The following is a 15,955-nucleotide window of genomic DNA, read 5'->3' on the forward strand; positions in this document are numbered from 1 at the left end:
TTCTGGCTTTATGTTATTTACAAAATAAAATCTTTTAAAATAAAAAAAGCTTCTCTAAATGAGAAGCTTTTTGTTTGTACAGGCGGAGAGACTCGAACTCTCACACCTTTCGGCACTAGATCCTAAGTCTAGCGTGTCTACCAATTCCACCACGCCTGCAACTTTTCCGAAGTAAATCGGGATGCAAATATAAACAATAAGCAGAAACTACAAAGCAGTTCATAATTATTTTTCTATTTTTGAGTTGAAATAAAAAACTACACATGAGTATTATAAAATCTTACATAGAAAATAATAAAGATAGATTTATTAACGAACTAGTAGAATTACTTAAAATTCCTTCAGTTAGTGCTGATTCCGCATATAAAAAAGATGTTTTATTAACTGCTGATTTTGTTTTAGAAAGCCTAAAAAAGGCTGGTTGCGATAAAGTTGAATTATGCGAAACTCCAGGTTATCCAATAATTTATGGAGAGAAAATAATTGATAAAGACCTACCAACAATATTAGTATATGGACATTATGATGTTCAACCTGCTGATCCAATAGAACTTTGGACTTCTCCTCCATTTGAACCTATTATCAAAAAAACAGATAAACACCCTGAAGGCGCAATTTTTGCACGTGGTGCTTGTGATGACAAAGGTCAAATGTATATGCACGTAAAAGCGTTAGAATACATGACTTCAACAGGGAATTTACCTTGTAATGTGAAGTTTATGATTGAAGGTGAAGAAGAAGTTGGTTCAGAAAGTTTAGCTTGGTTTGTTCCAAGAAACAAAGAAAAATTAGCAAACGATGTAATTTTAATTTCTGATACAGGAATGATTGCAAACGATATTCCTTCAATCACAACAGGTTTACGTGGTTTAAGCTATGTTGAGGTTGAAGTAACAGGACCAAATAGAGATTTACACTCTGGCCTTTATGGAGGAGCTGTTGCAAATCCTATTAATATTTTAACAAAAATGATTGCTTCTTTACATGACGAAAACAATCATATTACCATTCCTGGTTTTTACGATAATGTAGAAGAACTTTCAACAGAAGAAAGAGCAGAAATGGCAAAAGCACCATTTTCTTTAGAAAACTATAAAGACGCTTTAAAAATTGAAGCTGTTCATGGAGAAAAAGGCTATACAACTAATGAACGTAATTCAATAAGACCAACCTTAGATGTAAACGGAATTTGGGGAGGTTACACTGGAGAAGGCGCTAAAACTGTAATTGCTTCTAAAGCATATGCAAAAATTTCGATGCGTTTAGTACCAAATCAAGATTGGAAAGATATAACAGAATTGTTCAAAAAGCATTTTGAAAGTATTGCTCCAAAATCGGTAACAGTTCTTGTAAAACCACATCATGGAGGTCAAGGTTATGTTACTCCAATTGATAACATTGCCTATCAAGCAGCAAGTAAAGCGTACGAAACAACGTTTGGTAAAACGCCTATTCCGCAACGAAGTGGAGGAAGTATTCCTATCGTTTCTTTGTTTGAGCAAGAACTAAAAAGTAAGACTATTTTAATGGGCTTCGGTTTAGATTCTGATGCCATTCACTCTCCAAACGAGCATTTCGGGGTTTTCAATTACCTAAAAGGAATAGAGACCATTCCGTATTTTTATACATATTTCACAGAAATGTCTAAATAAAAACAAACAATCCGTTCAGCAATGAGCGGATTTTTTTTTGGGGCGTTACCCAATTATTTTACCAAATAATTGCGTCAGGCTTTCCACTATATCTTTTTTTAAAACAAAAAAAGGATGCCGTTTCAATCCTTAACCCAGGCGTTATTTGCCAACTTCAGTAAAATTTCAAAAAAACATTTATACTCTACATTTGTAGAATTAAAATATTTGTTCTATGTTTGTAGAGTAAAAAATAATTCTTATGATTCAATTATCTAAAACAGAAGAACAATTAATGCAATATTTATGGAAGCGAGAAAAAGCTTTTATGAAAGATTTGTTAGAAGATTATTCTGAGCCAAAACCTGCTACCACAACTGTTGCAACACTATTAAAAAGGATAGCAGACAAAGGTTTTATAGATTATAAATTGTTTGGTAAATCGAGAGAATATTTTCCTATTATTAAAAAAACCGATTACTTTTCTAATCATGTAAACGGATTAATTAAAAACTTCTTTAACGATTCTGCGAGTCAGTTTGCGTCTTTTTTTACCAAAGAAACCAATCTTACAACAGAAGAGTTAGAAGCTTTAAAAAAGATAATTGATAGTCAAATTAAAAAACAACAATAATGGTAACCTATTTAATAAAATCAACCTTGTGTTTAACGTTGTTTTTAGCGTTTTACCATCTTGTTTTAGAACGCGAAAAAATGCATCGTTTTAATCGTTATTATTTATTAAGTTCTGTATTAATATCATTTCTAGCGCCTTTATATACTATATATATAAAAGTGATTCAAGAACCTATGGATGAATTTACGCTACTAACTGATAATACGGTTTTTACTGAAGAAATAATTCCAATTGAAGAGCCCGTAAATTATTGGAATTATGTAATTTATTTTTCTATTGTGGTTTCTACAATACTATTAATTAGGTTTATTAAAAACTTGTATTCAATTTATAGAAAAGTAAGTATTTCGGAGAAGTTCACTTATAAAAGCTCAACTATTGTTTTAGTGGCAGATAACATTTTACCGCACACCTTCTGGAACTATATTTTTATCAATAAACAAGAATACGAAACACAAAAAATTGAACAAGAATTATTTACACACGAGCTTACACATGTTGCTCAAAAACACACTTTTGATGTCTTACTAATCGAACTTTTAAAAGTAGTTTTTTGGTTTAATCCTATCTTTTATTTTTTAAAGAAATCGGTACAATTAAATCATGAATTTTTAGCAGACACCAATGTAGTTTCGCTACACAAAAACGTATCAAAATATCAACATTTACTAATCAACACTTCGGCTTGGAGCAATGAATATGCATTGGCAAGCAACTTACATTATTTAGTAACAAAAAAACGAATCGTTATGATGACAAAACAAACCTCAAAATCCGTAATCCGACTAAAAAAAATAGCGGTTTTACCATTACTAATTGGCGCAATATTTCTATTTGCAGAAAGAGTTGAAGCGCAGGAAGAAATTATAGAAGAAGTTACTGAAAAAATACTTCCTCCCCCTCCCCCTCCAATATCACCCTTAAAGTATATAAAAGATCAAAAAGGTAAAAATACTACATACTTTTATGAAAAAAGAGAATTAAATTACTCTGAAGCCATCAAATTAGTTGAAGGCAAAAAAGATATAAATATTGAATCTAAAAAAATTAATGATAAAACAATTATTAACTTTTCTGAGGAACCAATAACTATTTATGAGCAAAAACCTAAAAAAAGAAAATCTTCAAAGCAAAGTATAACTTCTAGCAAAAACATTAAACTTAATTTAAGTCTTACTAAAAAAGACACCATAAAAAAACCAATTAAAATTAAGTATGAAAAACTTTCTGCTTCTAAATCTGAAATGAAAGAATACAACTCAATAATTGAAAGAGGTAAAAAAGACAGATTATTTAAAAACAAGGATATTATAAAACTACAATATCTATATAGTTCTATGTCTAAAGAACAGAAAAATTCTGTAGAAGATTATGCAAGTATTATTCCTCCGCCACCTCCACCAATAATGGTAAAGAAAGGTGAAAAATCAAACATTCCACCACCACCTGCTCCAAAGGTTAAAAAAGGAGAAGAATCTAATATTCCACCTCCTCCTCCTCCAGTTAAAACAAAAGATGGTGTTGAAAAAGGTTGGTTTTATGCAAATAACCAAACATTGTATTATGTAAAAGAGAAAGGAGAAACTAAGTACTTTAACCGTTGGGGAAATGCTGTAGATAAAGAAGGGAAATTAAAGACTAATGATAATGTTGTTTATTATTTAAACGGGGAAAGAATTTCTAAAAAAGAAATAAATAAAATAGACAAAGATAAAATTGAAACAATTAATGTTTATAGAGGAAAAAATGATAAAAAATCAATTCATTTAACCATGAAGGAAAAAACAAATAAAGATTTTATACTTTATAAATCTGGTAAAGCAAATAAAAAAAGTGAATTCAATGATAACGATAGTAAAGAATTAAAATATAGAAAACAGATTATTAAAGTTGCAGAAAGAAAATCAAGCGAGTTTTTATTTAAAATAAACAGTAAAAAAGTAACTTCAAGTCAATTATATTCATATGTAAATAAAAATCCTGAATCAATTATTAAAGTTTCAGAAAATTCAGATGGAAAATTAACGTTAGATTTTTCAACTTCTAATAATAAAAAAATGAATGAAGATGAACTTCAAAATGTTTATAGCAAAGTATTTAATCTCGTTAAATAATTTATTCTCTACAAATTATGTTAAAAGCCTCACAATGTGAGGCTTTTTTTGTAACAATTTAAAAAATCGTTCGTTGTATAAGTATACACAATCATATACTGTCAATTCGAGTGATTTTCTTTTTTCAAGAAAATTGTATCGAGAAGTCTCTAATATTAATTAGAACAGACAATACTTAAAAACAACTACCAATGCTTAAAAATTTCTTTCTAATTTGCTCTGGAGTAGATTTAAAACTTATAGACAATTGTGCTAACGGAGAGCAAAATAAATACGTAGGTATTGGTGCAACTGTTTTCTTTACAGCAATTATGGCAACAATTGCCGGAAGTTATGCTTTGTACACAGTTTTTGACAATCCATATACTTCAATATTCTTCGGAATTATTTGGGGATTATTAATCTTTAATTTAGATCGTTTTATAGTTGCAACAATCAAAAAAAACGATTCTAAATGGAAAGAATTTTTACAAGCTTCACCAAGAATTATATTGGCTGTAATTATTGCTGTGGTAATTTCTAAACCTTTAGAATTAAAGATATTTGAGAAAGAAATAAATCAGGTTTTGTTGACGGAAAAGAACCAAATGACTTTGGACAACAAAACTCAAATTGCACAACAATTTACTCCTGAAATTGCAAAAATTAATTCTGAAATTGAGAGTTTAAAATCTGAAATAGCATCTAAAGAATCAGAAACAAATAGCTTGTATGAAACGTATATCGCAGAAGCAGAAGGCCGAAAAGGAACTAAGTTATTAGGAAAAGGTCCTGTTTATAAAGAAAAAAGAGAAAAACACGATGCATCTTTATTGGCTTTAAATCAGCTCAAAAAAGATAACGGAGAAAAGATTAAAAACAAGGAATTAGCTATTGCTTCTTTAATTGAAAATCAAAAATTAACAGAAACTACAACACAACCTATTATAAATAATTTCGACGGATTAATGGCAAGAGTTACCGCACTAAATAAATTACCTTGGTTACCATCTTTCTTTATTTTCTTATTGTTTTTAGCTATAGAAACGTCACCAATATTTGCCAAATTAATTTCACCAAAAGGCGAATATGATTACAAATTAGAAGACCAAGAAACTGCTATTAAAACTTGGGTTAAACAACAAGTTAATCAGCGAGAAGAAATGTTACAAGCAGATATTGATATCAATAAAAAAGTATATGATGATATTAAAAACGAAGAAGAAATTTATGCCTATAAACAAAAAATGGCTCGCGATTTATTAAAACTGCAAGCCGATTCTTTTTATAAAAAACAACAAAAAATGTTGTAATACTATTTGTTTGCAAACACGCCCGCGTTAGCGATTGAAATGGCATCCTTTTTTGAGGAACGAAAAAAAGATATAATGTAAAGCGCGACCTGAAAGGTAACGCACATAAAATCCTACTCCTTTTCAGACATTTTTTTAACGTAATCTGTAATAATTACAATTTGTGTTGGTCCAACTTTACCTTCAATATAGTTGGCATTTTCGTGATCTAAAGAAATTCTACGAACAGCTGTACCTTGTTTTGCAACCATACTAGAGCCTTTTACTTTTAAATCTTTAATTAAAACCACAGAGTCTCCTGCCTGTAAAATTGCTCCGTTTGCATCTCTATGAATTATCTTTTCACTCTCGTCTAAATGATCTCCAGACTCTTTTGCAAAACGCAAATCATCATCCTCCAAATACATCATATCTAACAAATCTTTTGGCCAACCTTCGTTTCTTAAACGAGACAACATACGCCAAGCAACTACTTTTACAGCTCTAAATTCGCTCCACATAGAATCGTTTAAACAACGCCAATGATTTGCATCTGTTGCTTCTGCATCATCAATTTGAGTTCTACAAGTTTCACAAGCAAGCAAACTTCCATCAACTCCACCTCCACCAGTAATAGTCGGTTTTACATCGTAAATTGCTAAATTATTGGTTGAAGCACACAATTCGCACTTATTTCCACTTCTGTTTTCTAAATCTTGTTGTAAACTCATCTTAAAAATTTTGTTAAGCAAAAGTACTATTTTATTTTGAAGCTATTCCTGCTTTTCGCACTCGCTTTTTTATTCATAAAAAGAGCTCAAACAAATGCTTCAAATGCGAAGCATTCAACGAATCAAAAAAAATATAAAAGTGCAGTTAACCCGGTCTAAACTAACTTGCCAACTTTTATACTTTACCAATTAAGTTTATCTTTACTTTATGAATTTAGAAAGTGAACGTTTAATTATTAGAGAAATTGAAATTAGTGATGCTCCATTTTACTTTGCGTTATTTAACGATCCAGATTGGATTAAATTTATTTCAGATAAAAACTTAAAAACGGTTGATGAGACTGAAGCTTATCTTAAAAAAATGAAAACGGATAACGCTAAACTTGGCGGATTAGGATTCTTTACTGTACTCTTAAAAGAAACCAACCAAGCAATTGGGGTTTCTACCGCTTTACAACGCGACAATTTGGAATTTGTAGATATTGGTTACGGATTTTTACCAAAATATCGTGGAAAAGGATATGCTTCAGAAGCAACAAAATTAATTATTGAATATGTTCGTAAAAAATTTAAACAGAAAAAGGTTTTAGCCTTTACTATGCCTGATAATACGGCTTCTCAAAAATTACTAAAGAAACTTAACTTTAACTATGTTGGTTTACAGATTGTTTTTGAAAACGAAGAAGATGCAGTTTTCGAATATATTTTCAAATAAAAAAAGCATCCAAATAGGATGCTTTTAAATTCAATATTAAATCACTTTTAATATGTAAATCGCTGAGGACCACCTCTTCTGATGTCTTCATTTGCAACATCTTCAAATTGCGTAAAGTTATTTCTAAAAGCATTAGATAATTTAAATGCTGTTTTATAATACTCTTCATCATTATTCCAAGTTGCTCTTGGGCTTAATAACTCAGTTGGAACTCCAGGACATTTTCTTGGTTGTGCTACTCCAAATACAGAATGGATATGATAATCTTCATATTTATAGCTTCCTAAATCTCCATTTAAAACCGCAGAAATCATTGCTCTTGTATATTTTAATGGCATTCTTCTACCAACGCCATATTTACCACCAGACCAACCTGTGTTAATTAACCAAACATTTACATTTGCATCTTTCATCTTTTTACTTAACATCTCTGCATATTTTGTAGGATGTAAAGGCATAAATGGCGCACCAAAACATGCTGAAAAACTTGGTGTTGGCTCCGTAACACCTGCTTCTGTACCTGCAACCTTAGCAGTATAACCAGAAATAAAGTGATATGCTGCTTGGTTTGGTGTTAATTTAGATATTGGAGGTAAAACACCAAAAGCATCTGCCGTTAAGAAGAAAATATTTTTTGGATTCTTACCAATTGATGGTTTTTTAATGTTTTCTATATGATAAATTGGATAACTAACTCTTGTATTTTGAGTAATTGAAGTATCTGCAAAATCGATAGCTCCTTTATCATCCATTACAATGTTTTCTAAGATAGCTCCTTTTTTAATTGCTCCGAAAATTTCTGGCTCTTGCTCTTGCGATAAGTTAATTACTTTTGCGTAACAACCTCCTTCAAAATTGAAAACAGTATTTTCAGCAGTCCAACCATGTTCATCATCACCAATTAAACTTCTATCTGGATCTGTAGAAAGTGTTGTTTTTCCTGTTCCAGATAATCCGAAGAAAATAGCTGTGTCTCCATCTTTACCAACATTTGCAGAACAATGCATTGGCAAGGTGTTTTTATAAACTGGTAAAATGAAGTTTAATGCAGAAAAAATTCCTTTTTTAATTTCACCTGTATAACCTGTACCTCCAATTAATGCAATTTTCTTTTCAAAATTTAAAATTGCAAAATTGTGTTGACGTGTTCCATCAACTTCAGCATCAGCCATAAAACCTGGAGCGTTTATTACTGTCCATTCAGGAGAAAAACCTTTTAATTCTTCTTCTGTAGGTCTTAAAAACATATTATAAGCAAACATATTACTCCAAGGATATTCGTTTACTACACGAATATTTAACTTGTAATCTTCATCTGCACAGGCATAAGAATCTCTAACAAAAATTTCTTTATTAGAAAGATAAGCTACAACTTTATCATAAAGTTTATCAAATTTATCTGCATCAAAAGGAATATTAATGTCTCCCCACCAAACTTTGTCTTTAGTAATATTGTCTTTTACAATAAACCTATCCATTGGTGAACGTCCAGTAAATTCTCCTGTATTAACAGCAATTGCTCCTAAAGAAGATTCTTTTCCTTGTTTTTTTTCTAAAACTTCAGCATGTAACTCATCTGAAGATAATTGATAACGAATTGTTGGGTTTTTAATTCCTAAACCGTCTAACGAAATCGTTTTCGTATTAAGATCTGTCATTCCTTAATTTTTAGTTGTGTTATAATAAAGTCCAAAAGTACAGAATATTTTAAGATAAAAAACTTTAAGCTAAATTTTTATCAACTATTAATTTTTAATAGTTTTTTTTACAAAATTGATAAAAAGTAAAATCCATCCTATACAGAAAAGCAATCCTCCTAATGGTGTTATAAACCAGATAGTTTTTGCAGAAATATTTAGTAATTGTATTGCATAAATAGATCCAGAAAAACATAAAATTCCAGCAAAAAATAAATAACTAATGTAGTTTTTTTGTTTCTCGGAGAATTTATCAAAAGTATTTACCAATAAAAGTACAATTACATGATACATTTGATAACGAACCGCAGTTTCAAAACTAAGTAAGGCATCAACTGAAAGAGATTCTTTTAAAGCATGCGCTCCAAAAGCCCCTAAAATAATTGCTAATAGCCCTAAGAATGCTGTAATAGATAAATTTTTATACATGTTTGTTTTTTTAGAATTGAAATTTGCTAATTTCGCTATTAAGGATTTGCTAATTTTTTAGCAAAAATAAAGAGAATTTTACAATGAGAAAAGTTTTAGTAATTGGTGCTGGAAGATCTAGTTCTTCATTAATTCAATATTTATTAGATAAATCTACAAGTGAAAACTTACATATTACCATTGCAGATATCTCTTTAGAAAATGCAAAAGAGAGAGCAAACAATCATAAAAACGCTTCAGCAATACTTTTTGATGTTTTTAATACTGAACAACGTAGAGAAGAAATTGAAAAAGCCACTATAGTAATCTCAATGTTACCCGCTCGTTTCCATATTGAAGTTGCCAAAGATTGTGTTGATTTAAATAAACACATGGTTACTGCTTCTTACATTTCTAAAGAAATGAAAGAGTTGGATGAAGCTGTAAAAAAGAAAGGTTTAGTTTTTATGAATGAAATTGGGCTAGATCCTGGTTTAGACCACATGAGCGCAATGCAAATTATTGATAAAATTAAAGAAAACGGTGCTAAAATGCTACTTTTCGAATCTTTTTGCGGAGGATTAGTAGCTCCTGAAAGTGATAATAATTTGTGGAATTACAAGTTTACCTGGAACCCAAGAAATGTTGTTTTAGCTGGGCAAGGTGGAGCCGCAATGTTTATACAAGAAGGTACTTATAAATACATTCCCTATCATAAATTATTTAGAAGAACAGAATTTTTAAACATAGATGGAAGTGGTAAGTTTGAAGCTTATGCAAATAGAGATTCTTTAAAGTACAGAAGTGTCTATGGTTTAGACAATATACCAACAATGTACCGCGGAACAATAAGAAAAGTTGGTTTTTCTAGAGCTTGGAATGTTTTTGTTCAATTAGGTATGACTGATGATACTTATACTATTGAAGACTCTATGAACATGTCTTATAGAGATTTTACAAATTTATTTTTAGCGTATTCTCCTTCAGATTCTGTTGAATTAAAGTTTCGTTCTTATTTAAAAATTGAACAAGATGATATTATGTGGGACAAGTTTTTAGAACTTGATATTTTTAATCCGAATAAAAACATAGGCTTAGAAAATGCAACTCCTGCTCAAATCCTTCAAAAGATATTAATGGATCAGTGGACTTTACAAGAGCAAGATAAAGACATGATTGTTATGCATCATAAATTTGGGTATGAATATCAAAATGAAAGACGTCAAATTGAAAGTAGTATGGTAATTAATGGAGATGACCAAACGTTTACCGCTATGGCAAAAACAGTTGGTTTACCTGTAGCTATGGCAACTCTTAAAATATTGAATAAAGAAATAACAACTCCTGGGGTTCAGTTACCAATTACAAAAGAAGTTTACGAACCTATTTTAAAAGAATTAGAGGAATATGGCATCAATTTTATAGAGAAAAAGGTAGACTACTTTGGTTATAACCCAATGAATCTCTAATTAGTTTATAGCTTTAATTTATATTGCTCTGGTAATAATTTAAAAGTTTTTCGATGGTATTTTGTTGCTCCAAATTCTCGAATAGCATTTCTATGTTCTTTGGTTGGGTAACCCTTATTTTTTTTCCAATTATACATTGGAAATTCTTGGTGGATTTTCTCCATATAATCATCTCTATAAGTTTTAGCCAACACTGAAGCTGCTGCAATACTCATAAATTTAGCATCTCCTTTTACAATTGTTTCGTGTGGTATATCTTTAAAAGATTTAAATTTATTTCCATCAACAATTATAAATTCTGGAGTAACAGTTAACGCAGAAATGGAACGATGCATTCCTGTAATAGAAGCCTGTAAAACATTAATTTCATCAACCTCTTTTTGATCTATAAAAGAAACTCCAAAAGCAAGTGCTTTTTCTTCTATATAAGGACGTAATTCTTGTCGTTTTTTTTCTGACAATTGTTTAGAATCATTTAAAAAAGGATGCGAAAAACCTTCAGGTAAAATTACTGCTGCTGCAACAACAGGTCCACTTAAACAACCTCTGCCCGCTTCATCTGTTCCTGCTTCTAAAGAAAATCCACTAAAATTAAATTGTAACATTAACACAATGTTACAATTTCTATAGAAATTATTACTAATTTTTTTCGTTTTATTATTTTACATTTGCTTTATAAAATTCTTTATGAATAAATTTTTAGTTTTTACTTTTTTACTGCTATTTTTTAATAGCTTTTCTAGTTTTTCTCAAAAAAGAAAATTAAGCAGAAGTGGTATTAATATGCCTAAATCTGGAGGAAACAGTGGTAACATAAACGACTCTATATATTCCGGAGAAATTGATGTAACATTAAGCGGAAAAACTAAATACACAGACTATAAAATTATATCCCATAAAAGAGACACAACTTTAATAGACACGACACTTACAATACAAAAGGAGTATAAATTTAACTTTTTAAGAAAAGATAATTTTGAATTATTACCTTTTCATAACCAAGGACAAACATTTAATAATTTAGGTTACGACTTTTCTAACAGTTCCCTTTTTCCGGATATTGGTTTTAGGGCTAAACAATTTAATTTTTATCAAATAGAAGATATAAATTACTATCACTTACCAACTCCTACTACACAAATTATGTACAGAAGTGGTATGGAACAAGGGCAGGTCTTGGATGCTCTTTTTACATTAAACTTCTCTAAACGATTAAACGTTGCCTTAGAATATAAAGGATTGCGTTCTTTAGGGCATTATCGTAGTTCCTTAGCTAGTCATGGAAACTTTAGAGCTTCCTTTACTTATGAAACTAAAAAGGGGCAATACTCAATTAAAGGACATACCGCAATTCAAGATATTTTTAATGAAGAAAGCGGTGGTTTAACTGACGATTCCTTAACAGCCTTTATTACAAACGATGAAAATTCTGCCAATGACAGAGGCCGATTAGATGTAAATTTAACAGATACAGAAAATTATTTTGACGGAAAACGCTATTATTTAGAGCATAGTTTTAGGTTATTCTCTACTGAAAATAATAAGAAAGCAAAAGAAAAAACTAAGGCTCAAACAGAGATTCCAAGAGATTCTTTATTTATCGACAAAATAGATAGCATTGCTAAAAACAAAGCTATGACTAAAATAAATACAACTTCTAAAACTGATAGTATTGCTAATAAAACTCTTTCTAAAGAGAATACTAACTTTACTAATTTAAAAGTTGGGCATATTGTTTTAGTTGACAATAAATTTTACAAATTTGAACAACCAACATTAAACACAACAATGTTTGGAAGTGCTAATATTACAGGAAATATCTCTACAATAACTGATTATCAATTTTTAAGTAATCAATTGTTTTTAGACTTTAATTCAAAATATATTTTAGGAAATTTTAGAGCTAAGGTTACACATTCTACTTATGAATATGGTTATAGCGAATTAACAAACATAAACGCATATCCTAATGTTAATGTAGATAAGTTAAGCGGAGACGCAATTTCGTTTGGTGCAGATTGGAACGGGAAAATTGACAAATTTAAAGTTAATGCAAGTGCACAAATTACACCAGGAAACGGACGTTTAGCTGGTAACGATTTTAAAGCAGAAGCTATCTATAAAAAAGACAGTCTTTTTACAATTAAAGGCCGCTTGAACATTAATTCTAAATCGCCAAACTTCAACACTTTATTACATCAAAGTAATTATGACAATTATAATTGGCAAAACAATTTTGAAAACATTGGAACCAGAAATATTGGCGGAACTTTTGAAAGCAAATGGGGAAATGCTTCCTTAGATATTACCAATATTGACAGCTATGTCTATTTTGATGAAAACGGAACACCGCAACAAGCATCTGAAAACATAAATTATCTAAAAGCCAAAGTCTCAAAAGAATTTAAAGTTGGTAAATTTGCTTTAGACAATACCATAATGTATCAAAATGTATCTAACGGAAGTTCGGTTTTTAGAGTGCCCGAATTGGTTTCTAGAAATACATTATACTATGCAGACAGTTGGTTTAAAGGAAAACCTATATTAGTTAACATTGGTGTAACTTTTAAATATTTTTCTAAATACAAAGCCAATGCTTACAATCCGTTATTGGCAGAATTTCAACTACAAAACGACACAGAAATTGGCTACCCAACCTTTGATGTTTTCTTTAACGCCAGAGTTCGTAGAACAAGAATTTATTTAAAATTAGACAATGTAACCTCTAGTTTTGCTGAAAAAAATTATTTCTCTGCACCAAGTTATCCATACAGAGATTTTTCAATTCGTTTTGGATTGGTGTGGAATTGGTTTATTTAGTTCTATGTTATTAATAGTTACCCTTTATTTTTTAGCTGTTTGGATATTTAGTGTTTACCTTCTTCACCCTTGGAAGAAAATAAAGCACTTTATAATTGCAAATATCCTACTTATTTTAAGTTATGTTGTATTAATAATATATGGAGGAGAAAAAATTTGGGGTACAGATCCTTACGGTCTTGGTATGTTTTTTAGGTTAATTTTAGCAATTATTACTCACACCACATTAATATTTATATTCTCATTATATAAAAGTTTTAAGCTTAAAAATGAAAAATCAACTTAAACAAAATTGGAAATTATTTTTAATAGCAAGTTTAACCTTAGGTTTGGCACCATTTAATCCGCCACATATTGTTGGAAAGTTAAATTGGATTTTAGGCGGAAATGCTTTTAGCGGAGAAAATGCTATGCAAAGCAAAGATTTATATGATATCTTTTTACACGGAACTCCATGGCTTTTGTTACTAATTTCTGGAGTATTAAATATTTCAAAAAAGAAATAATTACATATTTTCAGGAAACTCTAATTCCATTTCTGGTAAAAACCTACCTACAATAGCACTTTCTCTTCTAGCAATTACCTTAAAACCGTGTTTTGCATAAAATGCTTCTGCATTTGGATCCGATAAAACATTTAAAATTGCCGAGCTTCCTTCAATACAATACGCAATTGCATGGTCTAACAACTGTTTACCAATTCCTTGTTTTATAAACTGTGGAGAAATAAATAAAAAATGCAGTATACTTGTTCTAATATTAACTCTTTCTAAAATATAGAATCCTGCTATTTCGTCATCAACAAGATATTTGTAAATATTAGAATCGTCGAACATTTTGGCAGTAATGGTTAAATCTTCTCGCCAACTCTCAATAATTTCATCAGAATAACCCCAAAAAGCTTTTGATTTTAAAGCAATTTCAGTGAGTTGATCTGCTTCAGAAACATCAGCTTTAACAATCATATTATTTTTTAACTAATTGCTTAATTTTAATTCTAAATGCAGCAAAAAGCAATGTAGTAAATGGAGATAACCAGTTAAATATTGCATACACAAAGTACTCTCCTACTCCAACACCTAAAACTCCAGATTGGTATGCTCCACAAGTATTCCAAGGAATTAAAACCGAAGTTACGGTTCCAGAATCTTCTAATGTTCTACTTAAGTTTTCTGGCGCTAAACCTTTATCTTCATATGCTTTTTTAAACATTTTTCCAGGAATAACTAATGCTAAATATTGGTCTGACGCAATTGCATTTAAACCTAAACAACTTACTACAGTACTTGCAAACAGCCCAAAAACTGAAGTTGCAACAGACAATAATGCTTTTGTAATTTTAGCCAATGCTCCAATTGCATCCATTATTCCTCCAAAAACCATTGCGCAAATAATTAATAAGATTGTCCAAAGCATTCCTAAAATCCCTCCAGAACTAAATAATTCTGTTAGTTTATCATTATCAGTTGTAATTTGAACATCTGTCCAAATTGCATTCAAAATTGAAGAAAACTTAGTGTCAGACAATATATTTAAGACATCCGATTGAAAAATAAACGCAAAAACGGCTGCTAATAAAACACCTGTTCCTAATGCAATTAATGGCTTTGTTTTTAATAGAATCATTGCAATTACTGCTCCAGGAACTAAAAATAACCAAGGAGTAATTGTAAAGGTATTATCTATTGAAACTAATAAATTACTTACGTCTGCACTTCCTGTTGTATCAATTGTTCCACTTAAAACTGCAAATACAATTAGTGTTACAATAATTGTTGGTACTGTTGTATAAGCCATGTATTTTATGTGTGTAAACAAATCGGTTCCTGCCATTGCAGGCGCCAAATTTGTTGTGTCTGAAAGTGGCGACATTTTATCTCCAAAATAAGCTCCAGAAATTACGGCACCTGCAATCATTCCTGATGGAATTCCTAGCGCACTTCCAATTCCAACCAATGCAATACCAACAGTTGCAGAAGTTGTCCAAGAACTACCTGTTGCTATTGAAATTATAGCTGCAATTATTACTGATGCTGGTAAAAATATTTCAGGACTTAATACTTGTAACCCGTAATACACCATTGCTGGAATTATACCACTTACCAACCAAGTTCCTGCCAAAGCTCCTACTAAAAACAAAATCATAATTGGTACAAAAACGCTTTTCCAGTTTTCTATAACTTCTGCAACCATTCTGTTAACAGAAACCTTATTAAATAAACCAACTGCAGCTGCAACTAAACCTCCTAACAATAGAATATATTGATTAGAATAATCTCCTAACCAAGCTCCATCAGCATAAAAAATATTATACGCCAACATTCCCATCAAAATAAAAACTGGAATTAAAGCTTCCCAAATATTTAATTCTTTGTTGTCAATTATTTTTTGATCCTCAATTTTAATTTCAGATATATTCTTATCGTCTTGCATTGTCTAAATTTTGGTTTTGTAATGTTACG

13 protein-coding genes, 1 tRNA gene and 1 pseudogene are annotated in these 15,955 nt (G+C 30.4%); 8 read left to right on the forward strand and 7 right to left on the reverse strand.

All coding sequences use genetic code 11. From position 1 onward, the window contains the following. Window positions 1-77: 77 nt before the first annotated feature. Window positions 78-159: transfer RNA gene (locus L1S33_RS00600), tRNA-Leu, on the reverse strand. 104 nt (window positions 160-263) lie between these two features. Between L1S33_RS00600 and L1S33_RS00605 the strand changes: the two genes are divergently transcribed. The 4 genes from L1S33_RS00605 to L1S33_RS00620 all read left to right on the forward strand — a co-directional run bounded on the left by L1S33_RS00605 (window position 264) and on the right by L1S33_RS00620 (window position 5,674). Then, complete coding sequence (locus L1S33_RS00605) at window positions 264-1,652, forward strand: dipeptidase (RefSeq protein WP_240560787.1); 1,389 nt, start codon at window positions 264-266, stop codon at window positions 1,650-1,652. A 241-nt stretch (window positions 1,653-1,893) separates the two neighbouring features. Further along, the gene (locus L1S33_RS00610; RefSeq protein ID WP_240551467.1) at window positions 1,894-2,265 is read left to right on the forward strand and encodes a BlaI/MecI/CopY family transcriptional regulator; all 372 of its coding nucleotides are present in this window, start codon (window positions 1,894-1,896) and stop codon (window positions 2,263-2,265) included. Continuing rightward, window positions 2,265-4,382 (forward strand): M56 family metallopeptidase, encoded by a 2,118-nt coding sequence (locus L1S33_RS00615; protein WP_240560788.1) that lies wholly within the window; start codon window positions 2,265-2,267, stop codon window positions 4,380-4,382. The genes L1S33_RS00610 and L1S33_RS00615 overlap by 1 nt, the downstream gene beginning before the upstream one ends. Before the next feature lie 191 nt (window positions 4,383-4,573). Continuing rightward, entirely contained in the window at window positions 4,574-5,674 is a 1,101-nt protein-coding gene (locus L1S33_RS00620) for a DUF4407 domain-containing protein (RefSeq protein ID WP_240560790.1), read from the forward strand. 113 nt (window positions 5,675-5,787) lie between these two features. Here L1S33_RS00620 and L1S33_RS00625 read toward each other — a convergent pair whose 3' ends face one another. Beyond that, window positions 5,788-6,384, reverse strand: a complete 597-nt coding sequence (locus L1S33_RS00625) for a PhnA domain-containing protein (RefSeq protein WP_240551464.1) — start codon at window positions 6,382-6,384, stop codon at window positions 5,788-5,790. Between the two features lie 208 nt (window positions 6,385-6,592). Here L1S33_RS00625 and L1S33_RS00630 point away from each other — a divergent pair, with 208 nt between their 5' ends. Then, entirely contained in the window at window positions 6,593-7,099 is a 507-nt protein-coding gene (locus L1S33_RS00630) for a GNAT family N-acetyltransferase (RefSeq protein WP_240551463.1), read from the forward strand. A gap of 47 nt (window positions 7,100-7,146) precedes the next feature. On the opposite strand, the gene pckA is transcribed toward L1S33_RS00630, so the two are convergent. Together pckA and L1S33_RS00640 are read right to left on the reverse strand one after the other, a co-directional pair. Beyond that, window positions 7,147-8,757, reverse strand: a complete 1,611-nt coding sequence (gene pckA, locus L1S33_RS00635) for a phosphoenolpyruvate carboxykinase (ATP) (RefSeq protein WP_240560791.1) — start codon at window positions 8,755-8,757, stop codon at window positions 7,147-7,149. An 87-nt stretch (window positions 8,758-8,844) separates the two neighbouring features. After that, window positions 8,845-9,225: a DUF423 domain-containing protein gene (locus L1S33_RS00640; protein ID WP_240551461.1), complete on the reverse strand. Its 381-nt coding sequence runs from the start codon at window positions 9,223-9,225 to the stop codon at window positions 8,845-8,847. Between the two features lie 77 nt (window positions 9,226-9,302). Between L1S33_RS00640 and L1S33_RS00645 the strand changes: the two are divergent. Next, a pseudogene (locus tag L1S33_RS00645) lies at window positions 9,303-10,673 on the forward strand (saccharopine dehydrogenase family protein); the annotation flags it as partial. Between the two features lie 5 nt (window positions 10,674-10,678). Here L1S33_RS00645 and L1S33_RS00650 read toward each other — a convergent pair. Beyond that, window positions 10,679-11,278 (reverse strand): ribonuclease HII, encoded by a 600-nt coding sequence (locus tag L1S33_RS00650; protein ID WP_240551459.1) that lies wholly within the window; start codon window positions 11,276-11,278, stop codon window positions 10,679-10,681. Between the two features lie 82 nt (window positions 11,279-11,360). Here L1S33_RS00650 and L1S33_RS00655 point away from each other — a divergent pair, with 82 nt between their 5' ends. Both L1S33_RS00655 and L1S33_RS00660 read left to right on the forward strand, forming a co-directional pair. Next, window positions 11,361-13,493: a putative porin gene (locus L1S33_RS00655; protein WP_240560793.1), complete on the forward strand. Its 2,133-nt coding sequence runs from the start codon at window positions 11,361-11,363 to the stop codon at window positions 13,491-13,493. A 269-nt stretch (window positions 13,494-13,762) separates the two neighbouring features. Beyond that, complete coding sequence (locus tag L1S33_RS00660) at window positions 13,763-13,999, forward strand: hypothetical protein (protein WP_240560795.1); 237 nt, start codon at window positions 13,763-13,765, stop codon at window positions 13,997-13,999. Here L1S33_RS00660 and L1S33_RS00665 read toward each other — a convergent pair whose 3' ends face one another. After that, a complete protein-coding gene (locus L1S33_RS00665) occupies window positions 14,000-14,458 on the reverse strand; it encodes a GNAT family N-acetyltransferase (RefSeq protein ID WP_240560796.1) in 459 nt (152 codons plus the stop codon). 1 nt (window position 14,459) lies between these two features. Continuing rightward, window positions 14,460-15,926: a Na+/H+ antiporter NhaC family protein gene (locus L1S33_RS00670; RefSeq protein ID WP_240560797.1), complete on the reverse strand. Its 1,467-nt coding sequence runs from the start codon at window positions 15,924-15,926 to the stop codon at window positions 14,460-14,462. Window positions 15,927-15,955: the final 29 nt, after the last annotated feature.

This window comes from Tenacibaculum aquimarinum (assembly GCF_022478115.1).
Lineage (GTDB): Bacteria > Bacteroidota > Bacteroidia > Flavobacteriales > Flavobacteriaceae > Polaribacter > Polaribacter aquimarinum_A.

Excerpts from the sequence above, each read along its gene's own strand:
- L1S33_RS00605 (WP_240560787.1), top strand. The coding sequence starts at position 264 with ATGAGTATTATAAAATCTTACATAGAAAATAATAAAGATAGATTTATT.
- L1S33_RS00610 (WP_240551467.1), top strand. The coding sequence starts at position 1,894 with ATGATTCAATTATCTAAAACAGAAGAACAATTAATGCAATATTTATGG.
- L1S33_RS00615 (WP_240560788.1), top strand. The coding sequence starts at position 2,265 with ATGGTAACCTATTTAATAAAATCAACCTTGTGTTTAACGTTGTTTTTA.
- L1S33_RS00620 (WP_240560790.1), top strand. The coding sequence starts at position 4,574 with ATGCTTAAAAATTTCTTTCTAATTTGCTCTGGAGTAGATTTAAAACTT.
- L1S33_RS00625 (WP_240551464.1), bottom strand. The coding sequence starts at position 6,384 with ATGAGTTTACAACAAGATTTAGAAAACAGAAGTGGAAATAAGTGCGAA.
- L1S33_RS00630 (WP_240551463.1), top strand. The coding sequence starts at position 6,593 with ATGAATTTAGAAAGTGAACGTTTAATTATTAGAGAAATTGAAATTAGT.
- pckA (WP_240560791.1), bottom strand. The coding sequence starts at position 8,757 with ATGACAGATCTTAATACGAAAACGATTTCGTTAGACGGTTTAGGAATT.
- L1S33_RS00640 (WP_240551461.1), bottom strand. The coding sequence starts at position 9,225 with ATGTATAAAAATTTATCTATTACAGCATTCTTAGGGCTATTAGCAATT.
- L1S33_RS00650 (WP_240551459.1), bottom strand. The coding sequence starts at position 11,278 with ATGTTACAATTTAATTTTAGTGGATTTTCTTTAGAAGCAGGAACAGAT.
- L1S33_RS00655 (WP_240560793.1), top strand. The coding sequence starts at position 11,361 with ATGAATAAATTTTTAGTTTTTACTTTTTTACTGCTATTTTTTAATAGC.
- L1S33_RS00660 (WP_240560795.1), top strand. The coding sequence starts at position 13,763 with ATGAAAAATCAACTTAAACAAAATTGGAAATTATTTTTAATAGCAAGT.
- L1S33_RS00665 (WP_240560796.1), bottom strand. The coding sequence starts at position 14,458 with ATGATTGTTAAAGCTGATGTTTCTGAAGCAGATCAACTCACTGAAATT.
- L1S33_RS00670 (WP_240560797.1), bottom strand. The coding sequence starts at position 15,926 with ATGCAAGACGATAAGAATATATCTGAAATTAAAATTGAGGATCAAAAA.